This is a genomic window from Streptomyces sp. DSM 42067 (genome assembly GCF_055792885.1).
The window spans coordinates 591,199-611,984 of sequence record NZ_CM147706.1 but is presented as its reverse complement, the minus strand read 5'-3'; the positions used below and the strand labels follow the sequence as shown (position 1 = coordinate 611,984).

At 70.3% G+C, this 20,786-nt stretch carries 18 protein-coding genes and 1 pseudogene; 9 read left to right on the top strand and 10 right to left on the bottom strand.

Translation table 11 applies throughout. The features are described 5' to 3' along the window. Positions 1 to 27 precede the first annotated feature (27 nt). Positions 28 to 1,296 (top strand): arginine deiminase, encoded by a 1,269-nt coding sequence (locus ACSMXV_RS03170; RefSeq protein ID WP_473176168.1) that lies wholly within the window; start codon positions 28 to 30, stop codon positions 1,294 to 1,296. A 45-nt stretch (positions 1,297 to 1,341) separates the two neighbouring features. Here the strand turns inward: ACSMXV_RS03170 and ACSMXV_RS03165 are convergent, their stop codons facing one another. From ACSMXV_RS03165 to ACSMXV_RS03155, 3 genes are all read right to left on the bottom strand, one after another. Continuing rightward, positions 1,342 to 2,616, bottom strand: coding sequence for a YncE family protein (locus ACSMXV_RS03165; RefSeq protein ID WP_473176167.1), 1,275 nt, complete (start codon positions 2,614 to 2,616; stop codon positions 1,342 to 1,344). Between the two features lie 208 nt (positions 2,617 to 2,824). After that, positions 2,825 to 4,459, bottom strand: coding sequence for a serine hydrolase (locus ACSMXV_RS03160; protein WP_473176166.1), 1,635 nt, complete (start codon positions 4,457 to 4,459; stop codon positions 2,825 to 2,827). 184 nt (positions 4,460 to 4,643) lie between these two features. Beyond that, positions 4,644 to 4,787 (bottom strand): hypothetical protein, encoded by a 144-nt coding sequence (locus ACSMXV_RS03155; protein ID WP_473176165.1) that lies wholly within the window; start codon positions 4,785 to 4,787, stop codon positions 4,644 to 4,646. On the opposite strand from ACSMXV_RS03155, the gene ACSMXV_RS03150 reads away from it, so the two are divergent. After that, positions 4,780 to 6,081, top strand: coding sequence for a hypothetical protein (locus tag ACSMXV_RS03150; protein ID WP_473176164.1), 1,302 nt, complete (start codon positions 4,780 to 4,782; stop codon positions 6,079 to 6,081). The genes ACSMXV_RS03155 and ACSMXV_RS03150 overlap by 8 nt on opposite strands. Before the next feature lie 25 nt (positions 6,082 to 6,106). On the opposite strand, the gene ACSMXV_RS03145 is transcribed toward ACSMXV_RS03150, so the two are convergent. Next, positions 6,107 to 6,661 carry a DUF6886 family protein gene (locus tag ACSMXV_RS03145; RefSeq protein WP_473176163.1) on the bottom strand — a complete coding sequence of 185 codons (555 nt, stop codon included), beginning with the start codon at positions 6,659 to 6,661 and terminating at the stop codon, positions 6,107 to 6,109. A 180-nt stretch (positions 6,662 to 6,841) separates the two neighbouring features. Between ACSMXV_RS03145 and ACSMXV_RS03140 the strand changes: the two genes are divergently transcribed. Together ACSMXV_RS03140 and ACSMXV_RS03135 are read left to right on the top strand one after the other, a co-directional pair. Next, positions 6,842 to 8,026 (top strand): MalY/PatB family protein, encoded by a 1,185-nt coding sequence (locus tag ACSMXV_RS03140; RefSeq protein WP_473176162.1) that lies wholly within the window; start codon positions 6,842 to 6,844, stop codon positions 8,024 to 8,026. Between the two features lie 280 nt (positions 8,027 to 8,306). Then, entirely contained in the window at positions 8,307 to 8,978 is a 672-nt protein-coding gene (locus tag ACSMXV_RS03135; RefSeq protein WP_473176161.1) for an LPXTG cell wall anchor domain-containing protein, read from the top strand. Between the two features lie 128 nt (positions 8,979 to 9,106). On the opposite strand, the gene ACSMXV_RS03130 is transcribed toward ACSMXV_RS03135, so the two are convergent. Further along, entirely contained in the window at positions 9,107 to 9,943 is an 837-nt protein-coding gene (locus ACSMXV_RS03130; RefSeq protein WP_473176160.1) for a phytanoyl-CoA dioxygenase family protein, read from the bottom strand. A 214-nt stretch (positions 9,944 to 10,157) separates the two neighbouring features. On the opposite strand from ACSMXV_RS03130, the gene ACSMXV_RS03125 reads away from it, so the two are divergent. Then, positions 10,158 to 11,027, top strand: coding sequence for a helix-turn-helix domain-containing protein (locus tag ACSMXV_RS03125; RefSeq protein WP_473179218.1), 870 nt, complete (start codon positions 10,158 to 10,160; stop codon positions 11,025 to 11,027). Between the two features lie 20 nt (positions 11,028 to 11,047). Here the strand turns inward: ACSMXV_RS03125 and ACSMXV_RS03120 are convergent, their stop codons facing one another. Further along, a complete protein-coding gene (locus ACSMXV_RS03120) occupies positions 11,048 to 11,755 on the bottom strand; it encodes a YoaK family protein (RefSeq protein ID WP_473176159.1) in 708 nt (235 codons plus the stop codon). A gap of 36 nt (positions 11,756 to 11,791) precedes the next feature. Between ACSMXV_RS03120 and ACSMXV_RS03115 the strand changes: the two are divergent. Together ACSMXV_RS03115 and ACSMXV_RS03110 are read left to right on the top strand one after the other, a co-directional pair. Further along, positions 11,792 to 11,953: pseudogene (locus ACSMXV_RS03115) on the top strand (DNA polymerase III); the annotation flags it as partial. A 154-nt stretch (positions 11,954 to 12,107) separates the two neighbouring features. Continuing rightward, positions 12,108 to 13,085, top strand: coding sequence for a phosphotransferase family protein (locus ACSMXV_RS03110; RefSeq protein ID WP_473176158.1), 978 nt, complete (start codon positions 12,108 to 12,110; stop codon positions 13,083 to 13,085). Positions 13,086 to 13,156: 71 nt separating this feature from the next. Here the strand turns inward: ACSMXV_RS03110 and ACSMXV_RS03105 are convergent, their stop codons facing one another. Beyond that, positions 13,157 to 13,819 (bottom strand): nucleoside/nucleotide kinase family protein, encoded by a 663-nt coding sequence (locus tag ACSMXV_RS03105; RefSeq protein ID WP_473176157.1) that lies wholly within the window; start codon positions 13,817 to 13,819, stop codon positions 13,157 to 13,159. A 279-nt stretch (positions 13,820 to 14,098) separates the two neighbouring features. On the opposite strand from ACSMXV_RS03105, the gene ACSMXV_RS03100 reads away from it, so the two are divergent. Further along, on the top strand, positions 14,099 to 14,644 hold the full coding sequence (locus ACSMXV_RS03100) for a hypothetical protein (protein ID WP_473176156.1): 546 nt from the start codon (positions 14,099 to 14,101) through the stop codon (positions 14,642 to 14,644). A gap of 148 nt (positions 14,645 to 14,792) precedes the next feature. On the opposite strand, the gene ACSMXV_RS03095 is transcribed toward ACSMXV_RS03100, so the two are convergent. Together ACSMXV_RS03095 and ACSMXV_RS03090 are read right to left on the bottom strand one after the other, a co-directional pair. Then, entirely contained in the window at positions 14,793 to 15,752 is a 960-nt protein-coding gene (locus ACSMXV_RS03095) for a D-2-hydroxyacid dehydrogenase family protein (protein ID WP_473176155.1), read from the bottom strand. Between the two features lie 160 nt (positions 15,753 to 15,912). Beyond that, positions 15,913 to 16,848: an oxidoreductase gene (locus ACSMXV_RS03090; protein WP_473176154.1), complete on the bottom strand. Its 936-nt coding sequence runs from the start codon at positions 16,846 to 16,848 to the stop codon at positions 15,913 to 15,915. Positions 16,849 to 16,944: 96 nt separating this feature from the next. Here ACSMXV_RS03090 and ACSMXV_RS03085 point away from each other — a divergent pair, with 96 nt between their 5' ends. Continuing rightward, positions 16,945 to 17,751 (top strand): DUF72 domain-containing protein, encoded by an 807-nt coding sequence (locus tag ACSMXV_RS03085; protein ID WP_473176153.1) that lies wholly within the window; start codon positions 16,945 to 16,947, stop codon positions 17,749 to 17,751. Here the strand turns inward: ACSMXV_RS03085 and ACSMXV_RS03080 are convergent, their stop codons facing one another. Beyond that, the gene (locus tag ACSMXV_RS03080) at positions 17,752 to 20,481 is read right to left on the bottom strand and encodes a SpoIIE family protein phosphatase (protein ID WP_473176152.1); all 2,730 of its coding nucleotides are present in this window, start codon (positions 20,479 to 20,481) and stop codon (positions 17,752 to 17,754) included. It abuts the gene before it with no gap. Between the last annotated feature and the right edge of the window lie 305 nt (positions 20,482 to 20,786).

The window sequence follows — 20,786 nt, the reverse complement described above, 5'->3', positions numbered from 1 at the left end:
ACCTCGTACGTCCAGAAAGGGCACCCCGTGACAAGCCACGACACCACCCCGACGACCCAGCCGGCCCCCGGCGTCCACTCCGAGGTCGGCAAGCTGCGCAAGGTTCTGGTGTGCGCGCCCGGACTCGCGCACCGCAGACTCACCCCCACCAACGCCGGCGATCTGCTGTTCGACGACGTGATGTGGGTCGAGAACGCCCAGCGGGACCACGCCGACTTCGTCAACAAGCTGCGCCAACGGGGCGTCGACGTCGTCGAGCTGCATGAGCTGCTCGCCCAGACGATGGCGATCCCCGAGGCCAAGACCTGGCTGCTCGACCGCAAGATCACCGCCAACGAGGTCGGTCTCGGGCTCGTCGACGACACACGGGCCTTCCTCGAGACGCTCGACCCCGGCCGGTTGACGGAGTATCTGATCGGGGGGCTCGCCACGGCCGATCTGCCGGACGAGTTCCGCTCCGACTACCTCGCTCTGGCGCGCGAGTCCATCGGCGGACGCGAGTACCTCATGCCGCCCCTGCCCAACACCCTCTACACCCGCGACACGACCTGCTGGCTGTACGGGGGCCTCACCCTCAACCCGCTGTACTGGCCCGCCCGGCACGACGAGACCCTTCTGATGAAGGCGATCTACACCTTCCACCCGGACTTCTCCGGCTCCACCGTGTGGTGGGGAGACCCCGAAAAGGACTGGGGCCAGGCGACCTTCGAGGGTGGCGACATCATGCCGGTGGGCAAGGGCGTCGTCCTGATGGGCATGAGCGAACGCACCTCACGTCAGGCCATCACGCAGGTCGCCGCAGCGCTGTTCGAGCAGGGCGCCGCCCAGCACGTCATCGTCGCCGGCATGCCGAAGCTGCGGTCCGCGATGCATCTGGACACCGTCTTCACCTTCGCCGACCGCGATCTGGTGACGCTCTATCCGACGATCATGGACGGTGTCCACACCTTCTCCCTGCGGCCGAGCGACAAGGCCCCCGGCATGGAGATCACCGACGAGGGCTCGCGCCCGTTCGTCGACGTGGTCGCCAAGGCCCTCGGGCTCCCTGAGCTGCGGGTCGTGGAGACGGGGGGCGATGTCTACGCCTCGGAACGGCAGCAATGGGACAGCGGCAACAACGCCGTGGCCCTCGAGCCGGGCGTCGTCTTCACCTACGACCGCAACACCCAGACGAACACGCTGTTGCGCAAGGCCGGCATCGAGGTCATCACCATTGTCGGGGCCGAACTCGGCCGGGGCCGCGGCGGCGGGCACTGCATGACCTGCCCGATCGTCCGCGACCCCGTCGACTTCTGAGCCGGCCGGCCATGGCGCGGCGGGCTTGCTCAGGGACTGTCAGGGTCAGCCCCCGGACGGGCTCGTCCAGTCCGCCGCCACATGACCGAGCCGTATGCGCTGAGGATGGTCGCCGACCGGCACGGAGGCGACCTTCCGGCCGGTCGCGAAGTCGATCGCGGTGACCTGGTCGGAGCCGCTCTCGGAGATGACGCAGGACTTTCCGTCACCGCTCACCGTCGCCCAGTACGGCTTCGACGCGGTCACCAGCGGTCCCTCCTGGAGCGTCGCGCGGTCGACGACCGTCGCGTAGTCGTCCATGGTTCCAGCGATGCACAGTTTGTCGCCCTGTGGGTTCATCGACATTCCGTGGTGGCGGGAGTCGTTGACCCAGGTGGTGCGGTCCTCGCTGGTCGCGGGGTTCTTCGGGAGCGTCTTGACGCGGGTGATCCTGTCGGAGGCGACGTCGTACTCGACGAAGCCGTTGAAGAACGAGACCTGGAAGTAGAGCTTCGACTCGTCGGGGGTGAAGGCGACCGGGCGGACAGCGTCGGAGAGGTCCTTGCGGCCGAAGGCGTCGAGCCGCTCCCGCATGTCGATGACCTTGACCTGTGCGAAGGTGTCGGCATCGACGACGGTGATGCGGCGGTCGCCCTTCGTCCAGTCCAGCCACGGTTCGTCGAGGGCCGTGGTGACCTCGCCGATCGACATGTTCCAGAGGTACTTCCCGCCGTCCGTGAAGACGTTCTCGTGGGGCTTGTCGCCGGTCGCGAACGACCCGAGCTGTTTGCCGGTGTCGATGTCGAGCACGTGCACGGTGTTCGCCGTGGAGGCGGAGACGGCGACACGGGTGCCGTCGGGGGACACCGCCATGTGGTCCGAGCGGTAACCCGACACAGGGAAGCGCCAGTTGATCCGGCCGGTGGAGAGGTCGATCGAGACGACGTCGGCGAAGCTCGGGCGGGACACGACGACGGCCGATCCATCGGGGGTCGAGTACATGTCGTCGACGAACTGGTCGTGCCCCTCACCGGGGCCCTGGCGGACCCCCAGGAAGTAGATCAGCTTGATCGGGTCGAGGTAGATCTCCTTGAGGCGCTCGTCCTTGTCCGGGATGACGTTGAGGCGCCCGATCCTGGCGAAGTCGCCCCGGGACTCGATGACGTCGGCGGTGCCGTCCCAGTTGTTGCCGACGAACATGACCTCCAGCAGACCCTCGGTGCTCTGCTGCGCGGACGCGTTGGGTGCGTTGGGTGCGGCGGTCGCCGTCGAGGGCCCGGCGAGAGCCAGAGCGAGTGCGGCGGCCATGGTGCAGACGTGCCGGGTTCTGTGGGCGGGCATCGTCGGTCCTTCCTCGTTGCTGAGGGCATGACAAGCATGCTGTGGGGGGTGCGCTCCGCTGAGGTACGCAGGGTGGCGGAACGTGAACAACGCTCGCGTTCGGCTGGCTTACTGGAAAGTAAGGAAGGAGCGTCCCTCTCCACAAGACTCCGTACACGACAAATCCGCCCCGGGAAGTCCTTCGGCGTTTCAGGCCGGACGAGGCCGCTCAACTCCGGGTGAAGGTACCGAGCCCGTTCTCGTCGAGGGCCTCCACGCGGACCTTGGTGATCTCGCCGTCGGAGTTCGCGGAGAACGTGACGCCCGACAGACCGGACGCGTTCTCTCCGGCGGTCTCGTAGCTGAAGGTGTCGCCGTCGTAGTGCCGGAGCCGGAACCGCATCTTCTTCGGGCCCAGTTGCATGACCAGGGCGTCGTCCTCGGTGCTCACCGTCAGCGGGCCGTAGAAGTCGTTGGTGTAGGTGCCCGTGTAGGCGCTGTTCGCCCGGGCCGGCCTGGGCTCGGCCGGCGGTTTGGAGTAGTCGGTGCGTGAGCGTTCGGCCTGCTCCTGCTGCTGGAGGATCCGGCCGACGAACCCCAGCCAGTCGACCGTGGGGTGGCCGGTCTGTGCGATGTCGAAGAAGTCGGCGGCGATCGCCTCCGGGACTCCCACGGGCTGCCCGTTGGTGAGGACGACGATGCCGAGCTGGTCCGAGGGCAGCATCGTGACGTTGGTGGCCGCGCCGAGGTCGAAGGCGCCGGAGTGGCTGAGGCGCAGGCGTCCGTGGCTGTCGTAGCCCACATCCCAGCCGAGGCCGTAGAACCCGGATCTGCCGGCCGGGGCCGGCGGCGGCTGGGAGAGGATGTGCGGGACATGAGTCTCGTCCAGGGCCGCGGCGTCGATGATCTGCCGCCCGTCGAACTTCCCGTCGCCAAGCTGCAGACGCAGCCACTTGGCCATGTCCCGGATCGTGGAGCTGGCGCCGCCGGCCGGGCTCTGCGCGTCGGCGTTCCGTACATGTCCGGCCTGCCAGGAGCCGTCGGCCTTCACATGGGTGACGGCCTTGTTCGAGGCGCGCTCGTAGTCTGCGAATACGGAGCTGGTGGAGGTCATGCCCAGCGGCTTGTACAGCTCCCGCTCGGACAGGTCCTCCCAGCTCGTTCCTTCCGCCTCGGCCACCGCCTCCGCGGCCGCGGTGACGCCGAAATTCGTGTACGCGTACGAGGCACGGAACGGTGCGAGGGGCTCGTAGCGCAGATGACCGAGGATGTACGAGCGGTCATAGCCGAGGTCCTCGAGGAGATCGCCCGCATGGTCGGGCAGACCACTGCGGTGGGAGAACAAGTCGGCGAGGGTGGCATGGCGAGTGACCCACGGATCCTTGAGCGTGAAGTCGGGGCTGTACTTCACCACCGGGTCGTCCCAGCCGACGGTCTTCCGGCCGACGGCTCCGGCGACGACGGTTGAGGCCAGCGGTTTGGACACCGAGGCGAGCTGGAAGACGGTGTCGGCGTCGACCGTGCCCGGCTCTCCGACCTTGCGCGTGCCGAAGCCCTTCAGATAGAGCACGCGGTCGCGGTGGACGACCCCGACGGCCACACCGGGCACGCCTGTCTTCTGCATGGCGCTCCGCACCACGTCGTCGAGCCGGTCGACCGCCGCGTCCACCCTGGCCCGCGTGAGCTGCGGCGGTGGCTGGAGTGGGGGAGCACTGGCCAGGGCCGAGGGCGAGGCGGTGCCGTCCGGCAGCTCCACGGTGAGCGCCTGGGGACCGGTACAGCCGGCCGTGACCGCGATCGCCACCAGGCCCAGTGCCGCGACGGCACGAGGACACGCCCTGTGCACCCGGTCGAGGCGGATCATGTCCACCAGTCAAGCCCAGGCCCGTACGCGTGTCGCATCTTCGGCGGCGAACAGGGTGACCGCGGTGCCCTGGACGGTGTTTGCGGGAACCGTCTCTCCAGTGCCGTCGTGGATGGAAATATGTGCGCCCTCGTGTGCAGTGGGGACTGAATGCCGGGGATGTGCAGAGGGGGGACGGGGTGGATCAGGCATGGGTGAAAATCGCCACGGGCGTGGCCATTTGGATGCTGGCGGCAATCGGTGGATTCGCCATCATCATCGTGTGCCGCGCGATCACGTCGGTGGTGCAGTACGTGCGCGGCAGCGGCCGGGTGCTGCCGATGGTCATTCATCATGAGCAGGGTCCGGACTCCCTGAACGGTGGGCATGGCAACGGCGGCCGGAGCGCGGATCTGGCCGCGCACCTGGCGGCACATCTGGGTGGGGCTTCGGGCGGGAACATTCTTGCGCCGGGAAGCTCCTCGTCGCCCGTTCCGGACCGGGCTCCGCAGGCGTCGGTCACACCCCACGGGTGGCTCGAAACCCTGATGCGCGCCGCCGTGGCGCGCCGCCGCGCCTACCACATCCACCTGCGTGAACTGGCCCCCTCGGACGACGGACGGCGGCGCGTCGCCGTACGCATCGTGCGCGCGCCGCGCAACGAGATCGTGGCCGCGCACGTCGTGCAGCAACGCGACGAGGAGAAACTCGTCGAGGAACTGAGCTGCTTCTGCACCGTGCAGGTCCACTCCCGCCCCGAGATGCTGCACCGCATACCGCGCTGGGAGCGGTGGGGGTACAACGTGCGCGGATACACCGAGTACCGGCGTGGGATAGACCTTCAGGAGAAGGCCCAACTCCAGGAACATCTGAGCCGTATGCCGGCCTTCACGCTCTCCTGGGGCGTCGGCCGCCGCTACGCCCCGGCACAGGCAGCGTTCCAGGCGGCCGCCTCGTATGCGCCGTCCAATCTCGCCGTCCAGCTGCACCGGGCCGCTCTGCACGAGGTCGTCGGTGCGTACCGGCCGCAGGAGTACGCGAAGGCCATCGCGATCTACCAGCAGTGCACCGAGCTGTGGCCGGGACATCTGGAGACCGCCTACCGCACGGCGATCGCATACTCGAGGTCGGCGACCCCGTCGGACCGCCACAACGCGCACTCGAGCGAGCGCGAACTGGCCGGCGCCCACGAGATCGGACTCGAGCATTTCGAGGACCTGGCCAAGCGGTTGCGCTGGCGCTCGCTGTTCCTCCTGTGGGCGCGCACCTGGATTCCCGGCGGCCGGCGCAACAGCGGAGAACGCCGGTACTGGGCCACCTGGCTCACCCCGATGCCGCCCCTGCCCGCACGCCGTAGCCGCCGTCGCACCTTCCGGGGAGCCGTCGCCATCGCACAGGCCGCGCGGCAGCCGGCGGTACGGTCACCGACGTGCGCTACTTCGGCCACGACGCCATGGTCACCGTGGCGGTCGACGGCCTCGACCAGCCCGTGGACGTTTCGTCGATCACGTCCCAGGGTTGCGCAGTCTCGTCGACCGCGTCCCGGGGTTGTCCGTGCCGTCGGACCCCTCGCCGTAGAGCCCTGCCAGCGCACCGGCATCCGGGTCAGGGGTGAGCACTGCTGCACGCGTGAGCACCTCTAAGGCGGTTGCGCAGGCGGACGCCCGGTCAGCTCCGCACGGGCAACTGTGGCCTCGGCGCCGCGTTCCCGAGCCGGATACCGCTGAATCCCAGCGTGCTGTCGATCACCCCGTCCCAGAACGCCCAGAGGTTGTCGAGCACGCGCAGCTGGATACCCGCCGCCCTGTGGAGCTCGAGAAGATCGCCGACCGGCTCGGCGGGGCCGAGCGGCTGGACGGGCTCGACGGCCACGTGGGCGTGCGGCACCGGCTCGCCGAACGGCCGGAACGGGGCGGCCGGCAACCTGTACGCGAACAGTTCGACGCTCAGGAACCGCTTCACCCATCCGTACTCGACCGCATGCACCCGCTCACCGCCGCCCGGCCCGAGAAGGCGCTCACGGTCGGTCTCCGACGTGCCCGGCACGGTCCAGGCCATGGCACGCGGACACTGGCGGGGAAACCAGTAGTCCGGGGCCCGGACATCGTCGACGGCCCACACGTACGCCTCCGGTTGCCGGGCCGTGGCGGCGACGTGCGGACGGAACACGGTGATGGCGGGGTCTTCCGAGAAGTGCAGCACTTCACCAGGTCGTGGACGCATGGTCCCTGGTCTACCGCAGAGCCGCCACCGGGCGTCGCATCTTCCGCCGGAACACCGGCTCGTCGACGGCGTCGAGGTGCCGGGCACAGGCGCCGAGGCGTCGGCCTCGCTTTTTGCCGTTGCCGCCGTTCTTGATGAATACGCAGGGCACGTCCTGCGCCGCATGCCTATGTTGATCTCATGAGTGCAGAACTCGGCCAGGAAACCGGTGCCGTGGAGGCCAACCCACTGTGTCGCCTCTCCCTTGACCAGCTGCGACGGCGTTCGAGCATGAAGTGGCGCACGTACCCGGAGGACGTACTGCCGCTGTGGGTGGCCGAGATGGACGTGCCCCTGGCCGAACCGGTCGCGCGGGCCATCACGGACGCGGTCGCGCTGGGCGACACCGGTTATCCCGCGGGCACGGCCTACGCCGAGGCGCTCGCCGAGTTCGCGCGGAAGCGGTGGAGGTGGGAGGGGCCGGCGGTGGAGCGTACGGCGATCGTGCCCGATGTGATGCTGGGCGTGGTCGAGATGCTCAGGCTGGTCACCGGGCCCGGCGACGCCGTGGTGGTCAACTGCCCTGTCTATCCGCCGTTCTACCAGTTCGTACGGCACATGGACCGGCGGATCGTCGAAGCGCCCCTCGGCCCGGACCGGCGGATCGACCTGGACGCGCTGCGGGACGCCTTCGCGCGGGGCGCCGGCACCGGGCGGCGCGCCGCGTTTCTGCTGTGCAGCCCGCACAACCCGACCGGCACGGTGCACACCCTCGAGGAGCTGACCGCTGTCGCCGCGCTGGCCGACCGGCACGGCGTACGGGTCGTCGCGGATGAGATCCACGCCCCGGTCGTCGCCCCGGGAACCGCGTTCGTTCCCTATCTGAGCGTGCCGGGCGCGGAGAGCGGGCTGTCCCTGATGTCCGCGTCCAAGGCGTGGAACCTGGCCGGGCTCAAGGCCGCGCTGGCCATTGCGGGCCCGGCGGCGGCCGGGGACCTCGCGAACCTCCCCGAGGAGGTGAGCCATGGTCCCAGCCACGTCGGCGTACTCGCCCACACCGCCGCCCTCCGCGACGGCGGCGACTGGCTCGACGCGCTGCTCACCGGACTCGACGACAACCGCCGCCTGCTCACGGATCTGCTGGCCGAACAGCTCCCGGACATACGGTACGAGCCCGCACCGGGCACCTATCTGGCCTGGCTCGACTGCCGCGCCCTCGGCCTCGGCGACGATCCGGCCGCCGTCTTCCTGGAGCGGGGACGTGTCGCCCTGAGCTCCGGTACGGCTTTCGGCACGGGCGGGCGGGGCCACGCCCGGCTCAACCTGGCCACCTCTCCGGAACTGATCACGGAGGCGGTACGCCGCATGGCGGCAGCGGTGGCCTGACCGCGAGGCCGGAACACCAGGTGGGCTGCCAGGCCCTTGACGCCCCACCTGGCACCCGACTCCGGCCCGCCTGCCCTCCGAATCTGCCCCTCGCCTGCCCCCGACTTCTGCGCCGGAGACGCGCATTGACCGCATTGACCTGATCGTTACGCGGATCAATGGGGCAAGTGACATTTTCTGGTGCCTATGTTGAATCCCGCGTCTTGACGCGTTGATCAGTAGCGCAGGAAGCTGAGCCGCCCCCCACGGCGTCTCCCTCACTTCCCACGTTGGATTGCCCATGCGCACGCTCGCTTACGCCAGCGCGACCGCGGCCGCCGTCGCGGTCTCGCTCGTCCTCTCTCCTTCCGCAGTCGCCACCGCTCCAGGCGACAACGGCACCGTGAAGATTCACGACGCCACCACCGGTGAGGAACTCCGCAAGAACGAACCGCACGTCTGCACCTTCTACCTCGACGCCTTCGGCTTCGACGCCGGCCAGCAGGTCGACTGGCACATCGAGGCGTGGGCCCCGACGGCCGACGTCAAGGGCGAGACCGTCAAGACCGGTTCGCTGACCCTCGACGCCGAAGGCCACGGCCGCTCGGACGACCTGTCCCTCCCGGACGGCCACTACAAGCTGTTCTGGAACTTCGACGGCGAGAACGGCAGCGCCAAGCACAAGGTCTTCTGGACCGACTGCGAGGACGACACCGAGCCGGGAGCCACCACGCCCTCCGGATCCGCGTCCACCACGCCGTCCGACGCCGTCGAGCCCACGTCGTCCGCGTCGCCGGGCGAGGCGGCCCCGGCGGCCTCGTCCTCCCCCTCCGCACAGGGCGCCGCCGGCGACCTGGCCGAGACCGGCAACGGCGCCCCGGTCGGCATCCTGTCGACGGCGGCGGCAGCCCTGGTCGCGACGGGCGGCTACCTGGTGTTCCGTCGCCGGAAGTCCGCGTCCGGCCAGAGCTGACCGCTACCGGCCGGCTGACACGCGACGGTGCCCCCGTGCTCGTACGAGTACGGGGGCACCGCGCTGTCCGGGAGGACAAGCATGCACACGACCCGGTGCCGGAAGTCGCCCGACGAAGGCGACGAAGGTCAGTGCGGACCGTCGGGAGCGAACTCCGTGCCGCAGGGGCCCGCGCCCTCGCTCTCCGGGAGTGCGATGCGGTGGCCGTCCATCGTCAAGGAGTCGTACCACCTGCCGATCCGCTCCGCCGAGCGGCCTGCGTAGTGGCAGATGAACGAGCGGCGGAAGCGGTCGGTGGTTCGGTTCGGGTGGGAGCCGTGGACCAGGCTGCCGTTGAAGAAGAGGACATCTCCGGGGGCCATGTCGACGGGTACGGCGGTCAGGCCGGGCGGCGGAGGCACGTACTCACGCGCGAACGACATCTCCGCGTCCGCCTCCTCCGGGCAGAACAGGTCCATCCGGTGCGTGCCCGGCACCACTTCCAGGCCGCCGTTGTCCCGGTCGATCACATCGCAGGCGATCCACGCGGCCACACAGGTGCCCGGCTCCACCCGCAGATAGAAGTTGTCCTGGTGCAGCGCCTGTCCGCGTGCGCCCGGCGGCTTGAAGTAGAACATGCTCTGCGCGGCCAGGACTTCCTCGCCCAGCAGGGTCTGCAGGACGTCGCGCAGCCGCGGTTCGAGGAGGAAGCGCAGGGCCAGGTCGTTGATCCGGTGCGGGTGCATGACCCGGGGGTAGCGGTGCAGCGGATCGGCGGGGCCGTCCGTCTCGGTCGCACGTGGCTCGAAGTGCCCGGGGAGGGGACCGGCGGCGTGCAGGGCCGTGAACTCCGCGTTGACTTCGTCGATTTCGGCTGTGCCGAACAGGGAGCGCAGCACCGTGAAGCCCTCTTCGTCGAACTGCCGGCGGGCGGCTTCGGGCAGCGCGGCGCCGTCGCTGTCGACGCCCATGTCTGTGACTGTCATGCGTTCGACCCTTCCGGTCGACGGATTATGCAGGTCACGCTAGGACGTGACCGGAGCGGGGAGGATGCCTGTGCGTGCTGATGAATTGCCCGAGGCTGCCGACCCGTCTTCCGCAGCGTCCGCGGCTGCGCCTGTGCCGGGGCAAGGGCCTGGGAGAGAGGCTGTGCTGGCGCGCGTGTATCCGCGTACCGACCCGTCCCCGCCTCCCGGCCTGGTGACCATCGGCTGCTTCGACCAGCCGACCGGATATGCCGTGAACCGGCCGCGTGGCGCGGACAGTTGGCTGTTCACCTGGACCACGGGCGGATGCGGACGGCTGGTCCAGGGCGCGGTGCCGGTGGATGCCGCCGCGGGTGACCTGGTCGTGCTGGGCCCCGGCATGCCGCACCGGTACGCGGTCGGTCCCACAGCGCGGCACTGGGCGTTCTGGTGGGTGCACTGCCTGGCCAGAGCGTCGTGGTCCACGTGGCTGCGCCCGTACGCGAGAGGCGACAGGACGTACGCCGTCACGCCTGCTCCCGGCATACGGGGACGCGTCGACACGGCGTTCCGCCGGATGCTTGCCGACGCCCGATGGACGGGGCACGGCGCCTCCCGGCCGGACACCGGGCCGACGACCGGGCAGGTCGCCGTCGCGCACGGCACCGCGGCGCGGGAACTGGCGCTCTGCTCCCTGGAGGAGATCGTGCTGCTCGCCACCGCTACCGCAGGGGCCCGTGCGGACCGGCGCGAGTCAGGCGTCGACCCGCGCGTGCGGCAGGCCCAGGAACTGATGGATGCCGATCCGGGAGCGCCGCATACGGTGCAGTCGCTGGCCGCCGAAGTCGCGCTGTCGCCGTCCCGGTTCGCCCACCTGTTCACGCAGCATGTCGGACAGTCGCCGATGCGGGCGCTGCAACAAGCCCGGTTGCGCCATGCCGCCCGGCTGCTGGAGGCCACCGAGCTTCCGGCCGAACGAGTGGCCGCACTGTCCGGCTTCACCAGCCCGTTCCACTTCAGCAGGGCCTTCCGGCAACGGTACGGATCCCCGCCGGGCGCATACCGGTCCGGGGTGCGGCAGCGGGCCTCGGGGGAACGGCGCTAGCTGCCGCCGGGGCTACGAGATTATGGAGCGATGGGTTCCCGGCCCCGCCGAGGGGTGGCGACGACCGCCACGATGATCAACGGCACCAGGGCCAGCCCGAGCGCTGAGACGGGTCCTGCGTGAACATGGAGCAGGGCTCCGCACACCGCACCCACGATCATCGCGGCGACCGAACACACGCGGCGCAGGAGGGCGCGCCCGGGGGCGTCGGCGGCCATCCCGGTGAGGGTGGACGTCAGGACGACAGTGGTGCTCAACTCGGGTACGGCCAGCTTGCGCACGGCGGCGTTCTGAAGGCCCATCCCGCCCGCGAGGAGAGCGATGAGAAGTGCTCGGGCCATCGTGCCGTGCCGGCCCGCCATCCCGTCGACGGCCATCGCGGCCGCGACGAGGACCACGTGTCCCGCGGTGGCCCAGAAGAACATATGCCCTGGGTCGGCAGCGCGCAGGACCAGCCGCCCGGTCGACCACGCCCCCAGCACGAACGCGCCGATGGCCAGCGCCGACGCCCAGACCGAGAGACCGCCCGCGCCTGCCGAGGCGAAGCCGAGGAAGACCACGTTCCCCGTCATGTTGGCGACGAAGACATGGCCGAGGCCCAGGTAGCTCACCGCGTCGACGATGCCGGTGACGGCGGTGAGCAGCACGAGCAGGGCCGGCACGGCGCCGAAGGTGTTCATACCGTGCGGGAACATGCGGTCGGAAGCACGGAGCAGAAGCGCTCTCATACGGGCCTGCCTTGCATACGGATCTGCCTACCCGTGGCGCACGGCCTGCGCAAGCGCCCCGGCATGGCGCAGGGCCTGCACTTCGCCGGGCCGCCCCTCGAAGGGCGCCACTTCCGGGGCGAGGACGACACCTGGAACATCGCGGCGCTCGTCCTCCACATGGCCGGGCGGGGCGCCTGGCCGCACAGCCCCGAGTAGCAGGACACCGACATCCAGTGAACACGAGTCGGCCGGGGTCCGCCCGCCTGTGGAAGCGACACGTCGCCCTCCAGCGGCAGCACTGGTTGTTCGCAACGTCAGTTCGTGCGCCAATAGGCGCAGCCGCCGCCACACCGACGAAAGTGTTCCCGCGATGCAGAGCCAGACCAAGCGCCGTCTCACCGCCCAGCAACTGGACGCCCTTCTCCGGGAATCCGCCGGGACCGGATGCCGTCTCGAGGCCGAACTGACCGATGGGTGGTTCAACACCGCCTATCGGGTCCTGCTCGACGACGGCCGTCCCGCCATCGTCAAGCTCGCCCCGCCCCCCGAGGCCCCCGTACTGCGCTACGAGCGCGGCATCATGAACACCGAGGCCATGGTCTACCGGCGGGTCGGCGCGGACCCGGCCGGCATACCCATGCCGGAACTCCTCTTCGCAGGCGACGACTTCCTGGCCATATCCGTGCTTGAGGGCACCCCATGGGACAAGCTGTCCGATACTGTCCCGGCCACCACACAGTCGGCCCTGCGTCGCGAGCTCGGCCGGATCACCGCACGCCTGCACTCACTCAAGTCCGAGGACGGCTGCTTCGGCTATCCGGCCCCGGAGTCCGGGCTGTCCGCGCCCGACTGGCGCGGCGCGTTCACCGCCATGGTCGAGGCCATACTCGACGACGCCGCCCGCTGGGAGTCGCCGCTGGGGATCAGCCCGGCGGACGTGCGGAACCTCGTCGCCGAGGGCGGGTATGCGCTGGACGAGGTCACCGAGCCCCGCCTGGTCCACTTCGACCTGTGGCCCGGCAACGTCTTCGTCGACGGCCCCGGGGCTCGTGTCACCGGCCTCATCGACCACGAACGGGCCTTCTGGGGCGACCCCGCCGCCGAACTGATCTCCCTCGCCTTCGGAGGTGACACCGGCCCCGGCAGCGAACTCGTCACGGGCTACACCGAGGCCGGCGGCCAACTCGGCTCCGGCCCGGCCCTCCAGCACCGCCTTGCCCTGTACCGGCTGTACCTGGGCCTGATCCTGGTCGTCGAGTGCGGACCGCGCGGCTACGACACCGAGCGTCTCGCCCACTGCCGAGGGACCCTGGACGGATGGGTGAGCGACTTGCGCGAGCTGGGATGAAGGCCGCCCGGGCCCGCTGAGCACGTGGCGCTCGTACGAGCCGTGGCCGGAGCGTCGGCGCGCGGAGGCGCTCAACCCAGGGGACGGCCGCCACACGGAGCCGGCAGGGCGGCCGTGGGGACGATCAGGTCGGCGCGATGCCGGCCCCCGGCGACCAGGTCGGCGTTGCGCTGGTCGGTGCCCAGCACCCATGCCACCGCCGTGTCGTGGTCCTTGCCGAACTGCTCGTGCCGCTCCACGAGGCGGCGTACGCGTTCGTCCTCGTCGAGCTCGCAGTACCAGACCTCGTCCAACTGGGACCGGACACGTGCCCATGAGCCGTCGTCCAACAGAAGGTAGTTGCCCTCTGTGACGATCAGCCGGGCGGTGCGCGGCACGGGGATGGTGCCCGCGATCGGCTGTTCCAGAGTTCGCTCGAAGCCCGGCGCGTAGACGATGTCTTCCTCCTCGTCGCGCAGGCGGCGCAGCAGCGCGGCGTAGCCCGCTGAGTCGAAGGTGTCGGGGGCGCCCTTGCGGTCGCGGCGGCCCAGGCGGTCGAGCTCGACGTCGGCGAGATGGAAGCCGTCCATCGGCACATGGGCGGCCCGGGGCGGTCCGTCGCCGTTGAGCTCCAGGACCAGCTGTTCGGCGAGCGTGGTCTTTCCGGCCCCCGGGCTGCCGGTGATGCCGAGGATCGCGCGGTGACCCGGCCGTACGAGAGACGCGGCCCGGGTGACGAGGTCGTCGAGCGTCATCGGCGGGGGCCGCTCCCCGCGAGTGGGCGCAGCTGTTCGGGACCGTGCTCCTCGATGTTCATGGGGTCAGTGTCCCGCCGCGCACGTCGCCTGAGAACACCTGGGCCGGCCGAGGGCGCCGCGGTGCTCCATCCGGGTCAAAGTCCCCCATCCGCTCCGGGACCCCTCCTCGGTTCGCCCGTTACACAAGTGCGGGCCGGGCTGGGCCGATGCCCCCGGCGCGCAGGGAATGTACGGAATCGTGTACGGGATGGCGGTTGATCGTTGAGAACGGAAACCATGAAGGCAGAGGCAGCCGGAACATGGGCCGGGTACGGACCGGAGCGCGGGACGGCCGGCCGTCGGCGCACCGTAGCGGCGGCGATGGCGGTGGCTGCGTTGAGCCTCGCAGGGGTGGTCGGCTGTGGAGGGGAGGCCTCTGGTTCGGACGGCCGGAACGGCGAGTGGCTGACGGCGGGGGCGTCGAACTCGGCCTCCGCTGAATCGTCTTCGCCGTCGTCGACGAACTCGATCGACTCGCCGAACTCGCCGGACTCCGCCCCTTTGCGCGCCGGCGCCTCCGATGTGAAGGCGTGCTTCGACGGGACCTGCGAGATCGCGGTGTCGGAGCCCACGGACATCCCCGTCGACAGCCGCTTCGGGATCGACCTGGTCTCCGTCACCCTGGTCACCCCCGACACCGTGTCCATGCGGGCGACCGGGAACGGCAACTCGCTGCAGGCCACGAGCGGCGCCGGCGGCATCTGCATCCTCAACGGGCTCACCATCAGGGTGAGGTCCGTCGATGACGGAACGGCCGTTCTCGCCTTCTCGTCCACGAACTGACCCACAGGGGTGAGGGGGCCAAGGACCCGCCCGCTTCTCGCGGACCCTGATTGCGCGGTGCGCGGTATCGCTCCGCTTCCCCGCGTCTGGATGTGGGGTCCTTGGCTCCACTTTCATTGGACCACCGGTGGGCCGTACGCACCAGGCGTCAGCCGAGAACGCGTACCGGCGATCCGGCGAGGAACGCCTGGATGTTCTCGACGGCCTGGCTGTAGTACGTCTCGTAGTTCGCCCGGCTGACGTAGCCGAGGTGAGGGGTGGCGAGCAAGCGGGGTGCCGAGCGCATCGGGTGATCGGCGGGCAGCGGCTCGATGTCGAACACATCGACCGCCGCCCCGGCGATGCGGCCGTCCCGCAGGGCGCTGAGCAGCGCGTCCTGGTCGACGATGGCCGCACGGGAGGTGTTGACAAGAAAGGCCGTCGGCTTGAGGAGTGCCAGCTCGCGGGCGCCGACCAGATTGCGGGTGCGGTCGCTGAGCGCGAGGTGGACGGAGACGAAGCCGCTGTCGGCGAGCAGCTCTTCTTTGGAGGCGGCCAGCTCCACGCCGACCTCCTCCGCGCGCTTCTCGGTGAGGTTCTGGCTCCAGGCCACCACGTCCATGCCGAAGGCGAGGCCGACCTGGGCCACTCTGCTGCCGATCTTGCCGAGCCCAAGCAGACCGAGCCGGCGGCCGTGCAGATCGGCGCCGACGGTACTCTGCCAGGGGCCGCCGTCCCGCAGCGCGTTGTTCTCGGTGACGATCCCGCGGGCCAGGCCGAGGAGCAGCGCCCAGGTCAACTCGACGGGAGGCGTCGAGGAGCTCGCGGTGCCGCACACGGTCACCCCGCCCGCCTCGGCGGCGGCGTAGTCGATCACCGAATTGCGCATCCCGGAGGCGATCAGCAGCTTCAGGCGGGGCAGCCGCGAGAGCAGCGAGGCGGGGAAGGGCACGCGCTCGCGGAGGGTGACGACGATGTCGAAGTCGGCGATGGCCGCGGCGAGTTCGTCCTCGGTGGCGAAGTGCTCGTTGAAGGTGACCACCTCCACGTCATCCGCGAGGGGCGACCAGTCGGCGACGGTGGTCGCGGCGCTCTGGAAGTCGTCGAGCACGGCGCAGCGAAGGTGCATGTCGGTTCTCTCCAAGGCTGGTGTCGCTGGTGTCGCGGTGGTCACGGCAGAGGCTCCCCGGCCGGGATGGCCGGCCCCCTCGGCTCTTCGTCCCGGCCCCGTGATTCTCTCTGTTCCGCTTCAACGCGGGCGCACGGGGTCGAGCGCGCTGGTTCCCGCCTCAGCCCTCACCGTGGTGGAGACCACCGTGGTGCACGGATCCCAGGCGTGCGAGCTCGTCCGCCGAGAGCCGCAGCGCGCCGGCGGCCACGTTCTCGACCAGATGGTCCGGGTTGCCGATGCCTGGGATGGCCAGCACATGCGGCCCCTGGTGCAGGGTCCACGCCAGCCGTACCTGCGCCTCAGTCGCGCCGTGTGCGCGGGCGACGGCGAGTACTTCGCTGCCCTGGCCGTCGTCGCCGTCGGTGCTGCTCGCGCCGAATGCACCTGCTTCACCGGCGATCGCGAAGAACGGCACGAACGCGATGCCCTGCTCACCGCAGGCGCGGAGCACCTCGTCGGAGTCCGCACGCCCGGTTTCCAGACCGTACCGGTTCTGTACGCAGACCACCGGGGCGATGGCCTGGGCTTCGGCGAGGTGCGCGGGGCCGACATTGGAGATGCCCAGGTGGCGTACGAGTCCTGCGTCGCGCAGCTCGGCCAGCGCGCCGAAGTGCTCGGCCGGCGAGCCGGGTCCGTTGAGGCGCAGGTTCACCACGTCGAGGTGGTCGCGGCCGAGCTGGCGCAGATTCTCCTCGACCTGGCCGCGCAGCTGCTCGGGAGTGGCCCAGGGCAGCCACTTGCCCGACGGGTCGCGGCCAGGCCCTACCTTGGTGACGATGACCAGGTCGTCGGGGTAGGGGGCCAGCGCCCGGTTGATCAGCTCGTTGGCGGAGCGCAGCGACGAGAAGTAGAACGCGGCGGTGTCGATGTGGTTGACGCCGAGCTCGAGCGCCCGCCGCAGAACGCCGATCGACCGTTCGCGGTCGCTCGGTGTGCCGAGGTCGAAGGCGGCGCTGCCGGTCAGGCGCATCGCGCCGAAGCCCAGGCGGTTGACGGTCAGGTCGCCCAGCTTCCAGGTGCCCGAGGCCTCCGCGGTGATCGTCTCTGAGGTCATCGAGGGAGTCTGGCACACGGTCCCACGGGTGCACAGAGCGCCGGTCCCCGGCCGGTCGGGCGGCCGGCAGCGTGACGGACGTGCTCTGATGGATGTATGCCCGTGTTCGTCGGTACCTCCGGGTGGCAGTACCGGGACTGGCGCGGAGTCCTGTATCCGGCCGACATGCCGCAGCGGCTGTGGCTGGAGGAGTACGCGGCACAGTTCGCCACGGTCGAGATCAACAACGCTTTCTATCGGCTGCCCACGCCGGAGACGTTCGCCGCATGGCGGGACCGTACGCCCGAGGGCTTCGTCATCGCCGTGAAGGCCAGCCGCTTCCTCACCCATATCAAGCGGTTGCGCGACCCCGAGGAACCGGTACACCGGCTGATGAGCCATGCCGCCGGTCTCGGTGACCGGCTCGGCCCGGTGCTGCTGCAGCTCCCGCCCACCCTGCGCGGGGACCCGGCACTCCTGGACGACTGCCTTGCCCGCTTCCCGGCCGGTACGCGGGTGGCGGTCGAGCCCCGCCACGACTCCTGGTGGACCCCTGAGGTCCGCGCCGTGCTCGAGAACCGCGGTGCCGCCCTGTGCTGGGCCGATGTGGAGGCCCGGCCCACCACGCCGCTCTGGCGGACCACCGACTGGGGCTATCTGCGCCTTCACGTCGGACGGGCCAAGCCGTGGCCCCGCTACGGCCGGCAGTCGCTCCACACATGGGTGCGGCGACTCGCCGACACCTGGCCGGACACGCGCGATGTCCATGTGTACTTCAACAACGATCCGGGCGGAGCCGCGGTCCACGACGCCGTCGTCTTCGCGCGCGCGGCGACGGCGGAGGGAATGACCGTCAGCCGTACCCCGCGGCGCCTGCCGTCCCGGACCGGCACCACTGCCGGCAGCGCAGCCGGCGCGGCGTGACTAACCGTGGGGGAGCGACTGCTCGGCCCAGATGATCTTGCCTTCGGGGGTGTAACGGGTGCCCCAGCGATCGGCGAGCTGGGCGACGAGGAACAGGCCCCGTCCGCCCTCGTCCATGGTGGCCGCGTACCGCAGGTGCGGTGAGGTGCTGCTGGCGTCGAAGACCTCGCAGATCAGGCTGCGGTCGCGCAGCAGGCGGACGCGGATCGGGGCACTTCCGTAGCGGATGGCGTTGGTGACCAGCTCGCTCAGTACCAGCTCCGTGGTGAACACCATGTCGTCCAGTCCCCACTCCGCGAGCTGCCCGACGACCGATGCGCGCACCTCCGCGACGGCCGCGGGGTCGGAGGGCACGTCCCATTCGGCGACGCCGTCGGCACCCAGGGCGCGGGTGCGGGCGACGATCAGGGCGATGTCGTCGCTCTGGCGGGCCGGCAGCAGGGCGTCGAGAACCGCACGGCAGGTGTCGTCCGGTGACCGGTCGGCCCCGGCGAGAGACATGCGCAGGAGCTCGAGTCCGATGTCGATGTCCCGGTAGCGGTCCTCGATGAGCCCGTCGGTGTAGAGGACCAGCTTGCTGCCTTCGTCCAGGACCAGTTCCACCGTCTCGAACGGCAGTCCTCCGAGACCGAGCGGCGGTCCCGCGGGCACCTCGGGGAACTCGACTGTGCCGTCGGGGCGGACCAGCGCCGGCAGGGGGTGGCCGGCCCGCGCGACGGTGCAGCGCCGGGAGACGGGGTCGTAGATCGCGTACAGACAGGTGGCGCCGGTGATCGTGGCGCTGCCGCCCGCCGCGGCCTCGTCCTGGTCGATGCGGCTGACCATGTCGTCGAGGAGACCGAGGATCTCGTCGGGCGGCAGGTCCAGAGTGGAGAAGTTGTGCACCGCGGTACGCAGCCGGCCCATGGTGGCCGCGGCGTGCAGGCCGTGGCCGACGACGTCGCCCACGACGAGCGCGACCCGGGCTCCGGGCAGCGGCATGACGTCGAACCAGTCGCCGCCCACCCCAGCCTGCGCGGGCAGATAGCGGTAGGCGACGTCCAGCGCGCTCTGCTCGGGCAGATTGCGCGGGAGCAGGCTGCGCTGCAGCGTCACGGCCATGGTGTGCTCGCGGGTGTAGCGGCGAGCGTTGTCGATGGAGACCGCGGCACGGGTGACGAGCTCTTCGGCGAGGGCAAGGTCGTCCTCGTCGAAGGGCTCGGGCTTCTCGGAGCGCCAGAAGTTGGCCACTCCCATCACCACGCCGCCCACGCGCAGCGGGACGGTGACCATGGAATGGATGCCGAAGTCCAGGACCTGTGCGGTGCGTTCGGGACTCTGTGCCAGCCACCCGGGCGCGGATTTCAGGTCGGGCTCGAGGACCGCCTGCCCGGTGGTGAGTCCTTGGGCCTGGGGGCTCGAGGCGACGAAGGTGATCTGCGCGCCGACCGGGTAGAGGGGAGCGTCGTTCCGGATGCCGTTGAACGCGGTACGGCGCAGCTCTGTGACCGTGCGGTCCGGCTCTTCGCCGTTCAGGACAGCGTTCCCCAGGTCCACGCTGACGTAGTCCGCGAAGCGCGGCACGGCCACCTCGGCCAGCTCCTCGGCGGTGTGGGTCACATCGAGGGTCGTACCGATCCCCACTCCGGCGTCGTACAGCAGTTTGAGGCGTTCCCGTGCGACCTCGGCCCTGCCGGACAGGGCACGCAGCTCGGTCGAGTCGCGGAGCGTCGCGACGCTGCCGCGCGGGCCTCCGTCGCGGTCCGTGGGCCGGTTGTTGACCGCCAGCAGCCGGTCCCCGACCAGATGCACCTCGTCCGTGGCGACTCGCCCGGAGGCCAGCAGCCCGGCCGTGCCGGAGTCCAGGCCGAGTTCCGAGACGTGCCGGCCCTCGGCGTCCTTGGGCAGGTCGAGCAGCCTCTGCGCCTCGTCGTTGGCGAGTACCAGCCGGCCCTCACCGCTGAGGATGATCACCCCTTCCCGGACGGAGTGCAGCACCGCGTCATGGTGCTCGTACATCCGGGTCATCTCATACGGGCCGAGGCCCCGGGTCTGGCGCAGCAGCCGTCTGCTCACCAGCGCCGTCCCGGCCGTGGCGAGGGCGAGGGCGGTGGCCGCGGCGGCGAAGAGGATCGGCATCTGCTCCTCGACGTAGCCGCCCACATGCTCGGTCGTGATGCCGGCGGACACCAGCCCCACGACCGTCCCGTCGGGGTTCTTGACGGGGACCACGGCCTGCACCAGATGACCTATGGTCCCGTCTATCTCCTCGGTGACGGGGTGGCCGGCCAGTGCGGGGGCGAGGGTCCCGACGAACTTCTTCCCGATCCTGTCCGGTTCGGGGTGCGTGTAGCGGATCCCCTCGGTGTTCATGACGACGATGAAGTCCACGTGCGACTGCGTACGAGCCGCCTCAGCGCGTGGCTGGAGCACCGCGGTGGGGTCCGGGCTGTTCAGGGCCTCGACGATTCCGGGTGCGTTCGCGAACGTCTCCGCGACGGCGAGCGATCGGTTGCGCGCCTCTTGACTGCTGTCGTGCCGTACCTGCAGTACCAGGGCCACCGCCGCGGCCAGCACCAGCAGCAGCACGATCACCACATGTAGCACGAACACCTGACCGGCGACGCTGCGCCTGCTCAACGCCGACCGCAGCCTCGCGGTCCACGTGTGTGGGGGATCGTCGCGGGGGCCGCCGTCCTGGCGTCCCCGCTGGTCGAAAGGGGGTCGGTGGAGGGTCTGCCGGTCCTGCATCGTCTGCCGGTCTCGCAGGGTCTGTGGGTCTCGCAGCGTCTGTCGGTCTCGCTGCGCATGCCCTCCGGGTGCCCGCTCATGCCCCTCGGGTGGGTCGGACAGTCGGCATGCGTACTCCAGTCGGCGCCCGAAGCACAGACCGGTGAGCGTGAGGCCCGACTGGGCCCAGGATCGACCCAAGAGTCGGACCATAGCCCATGTCTACACTGCCCCGGTCCACGGTGGCGAGCGGCATCACGTTCTGTGACAGAAACGCGTTCGCGCCGACGGGCTGAGGCCGGCGCGGAACGGGGGCGGCGCCGCGG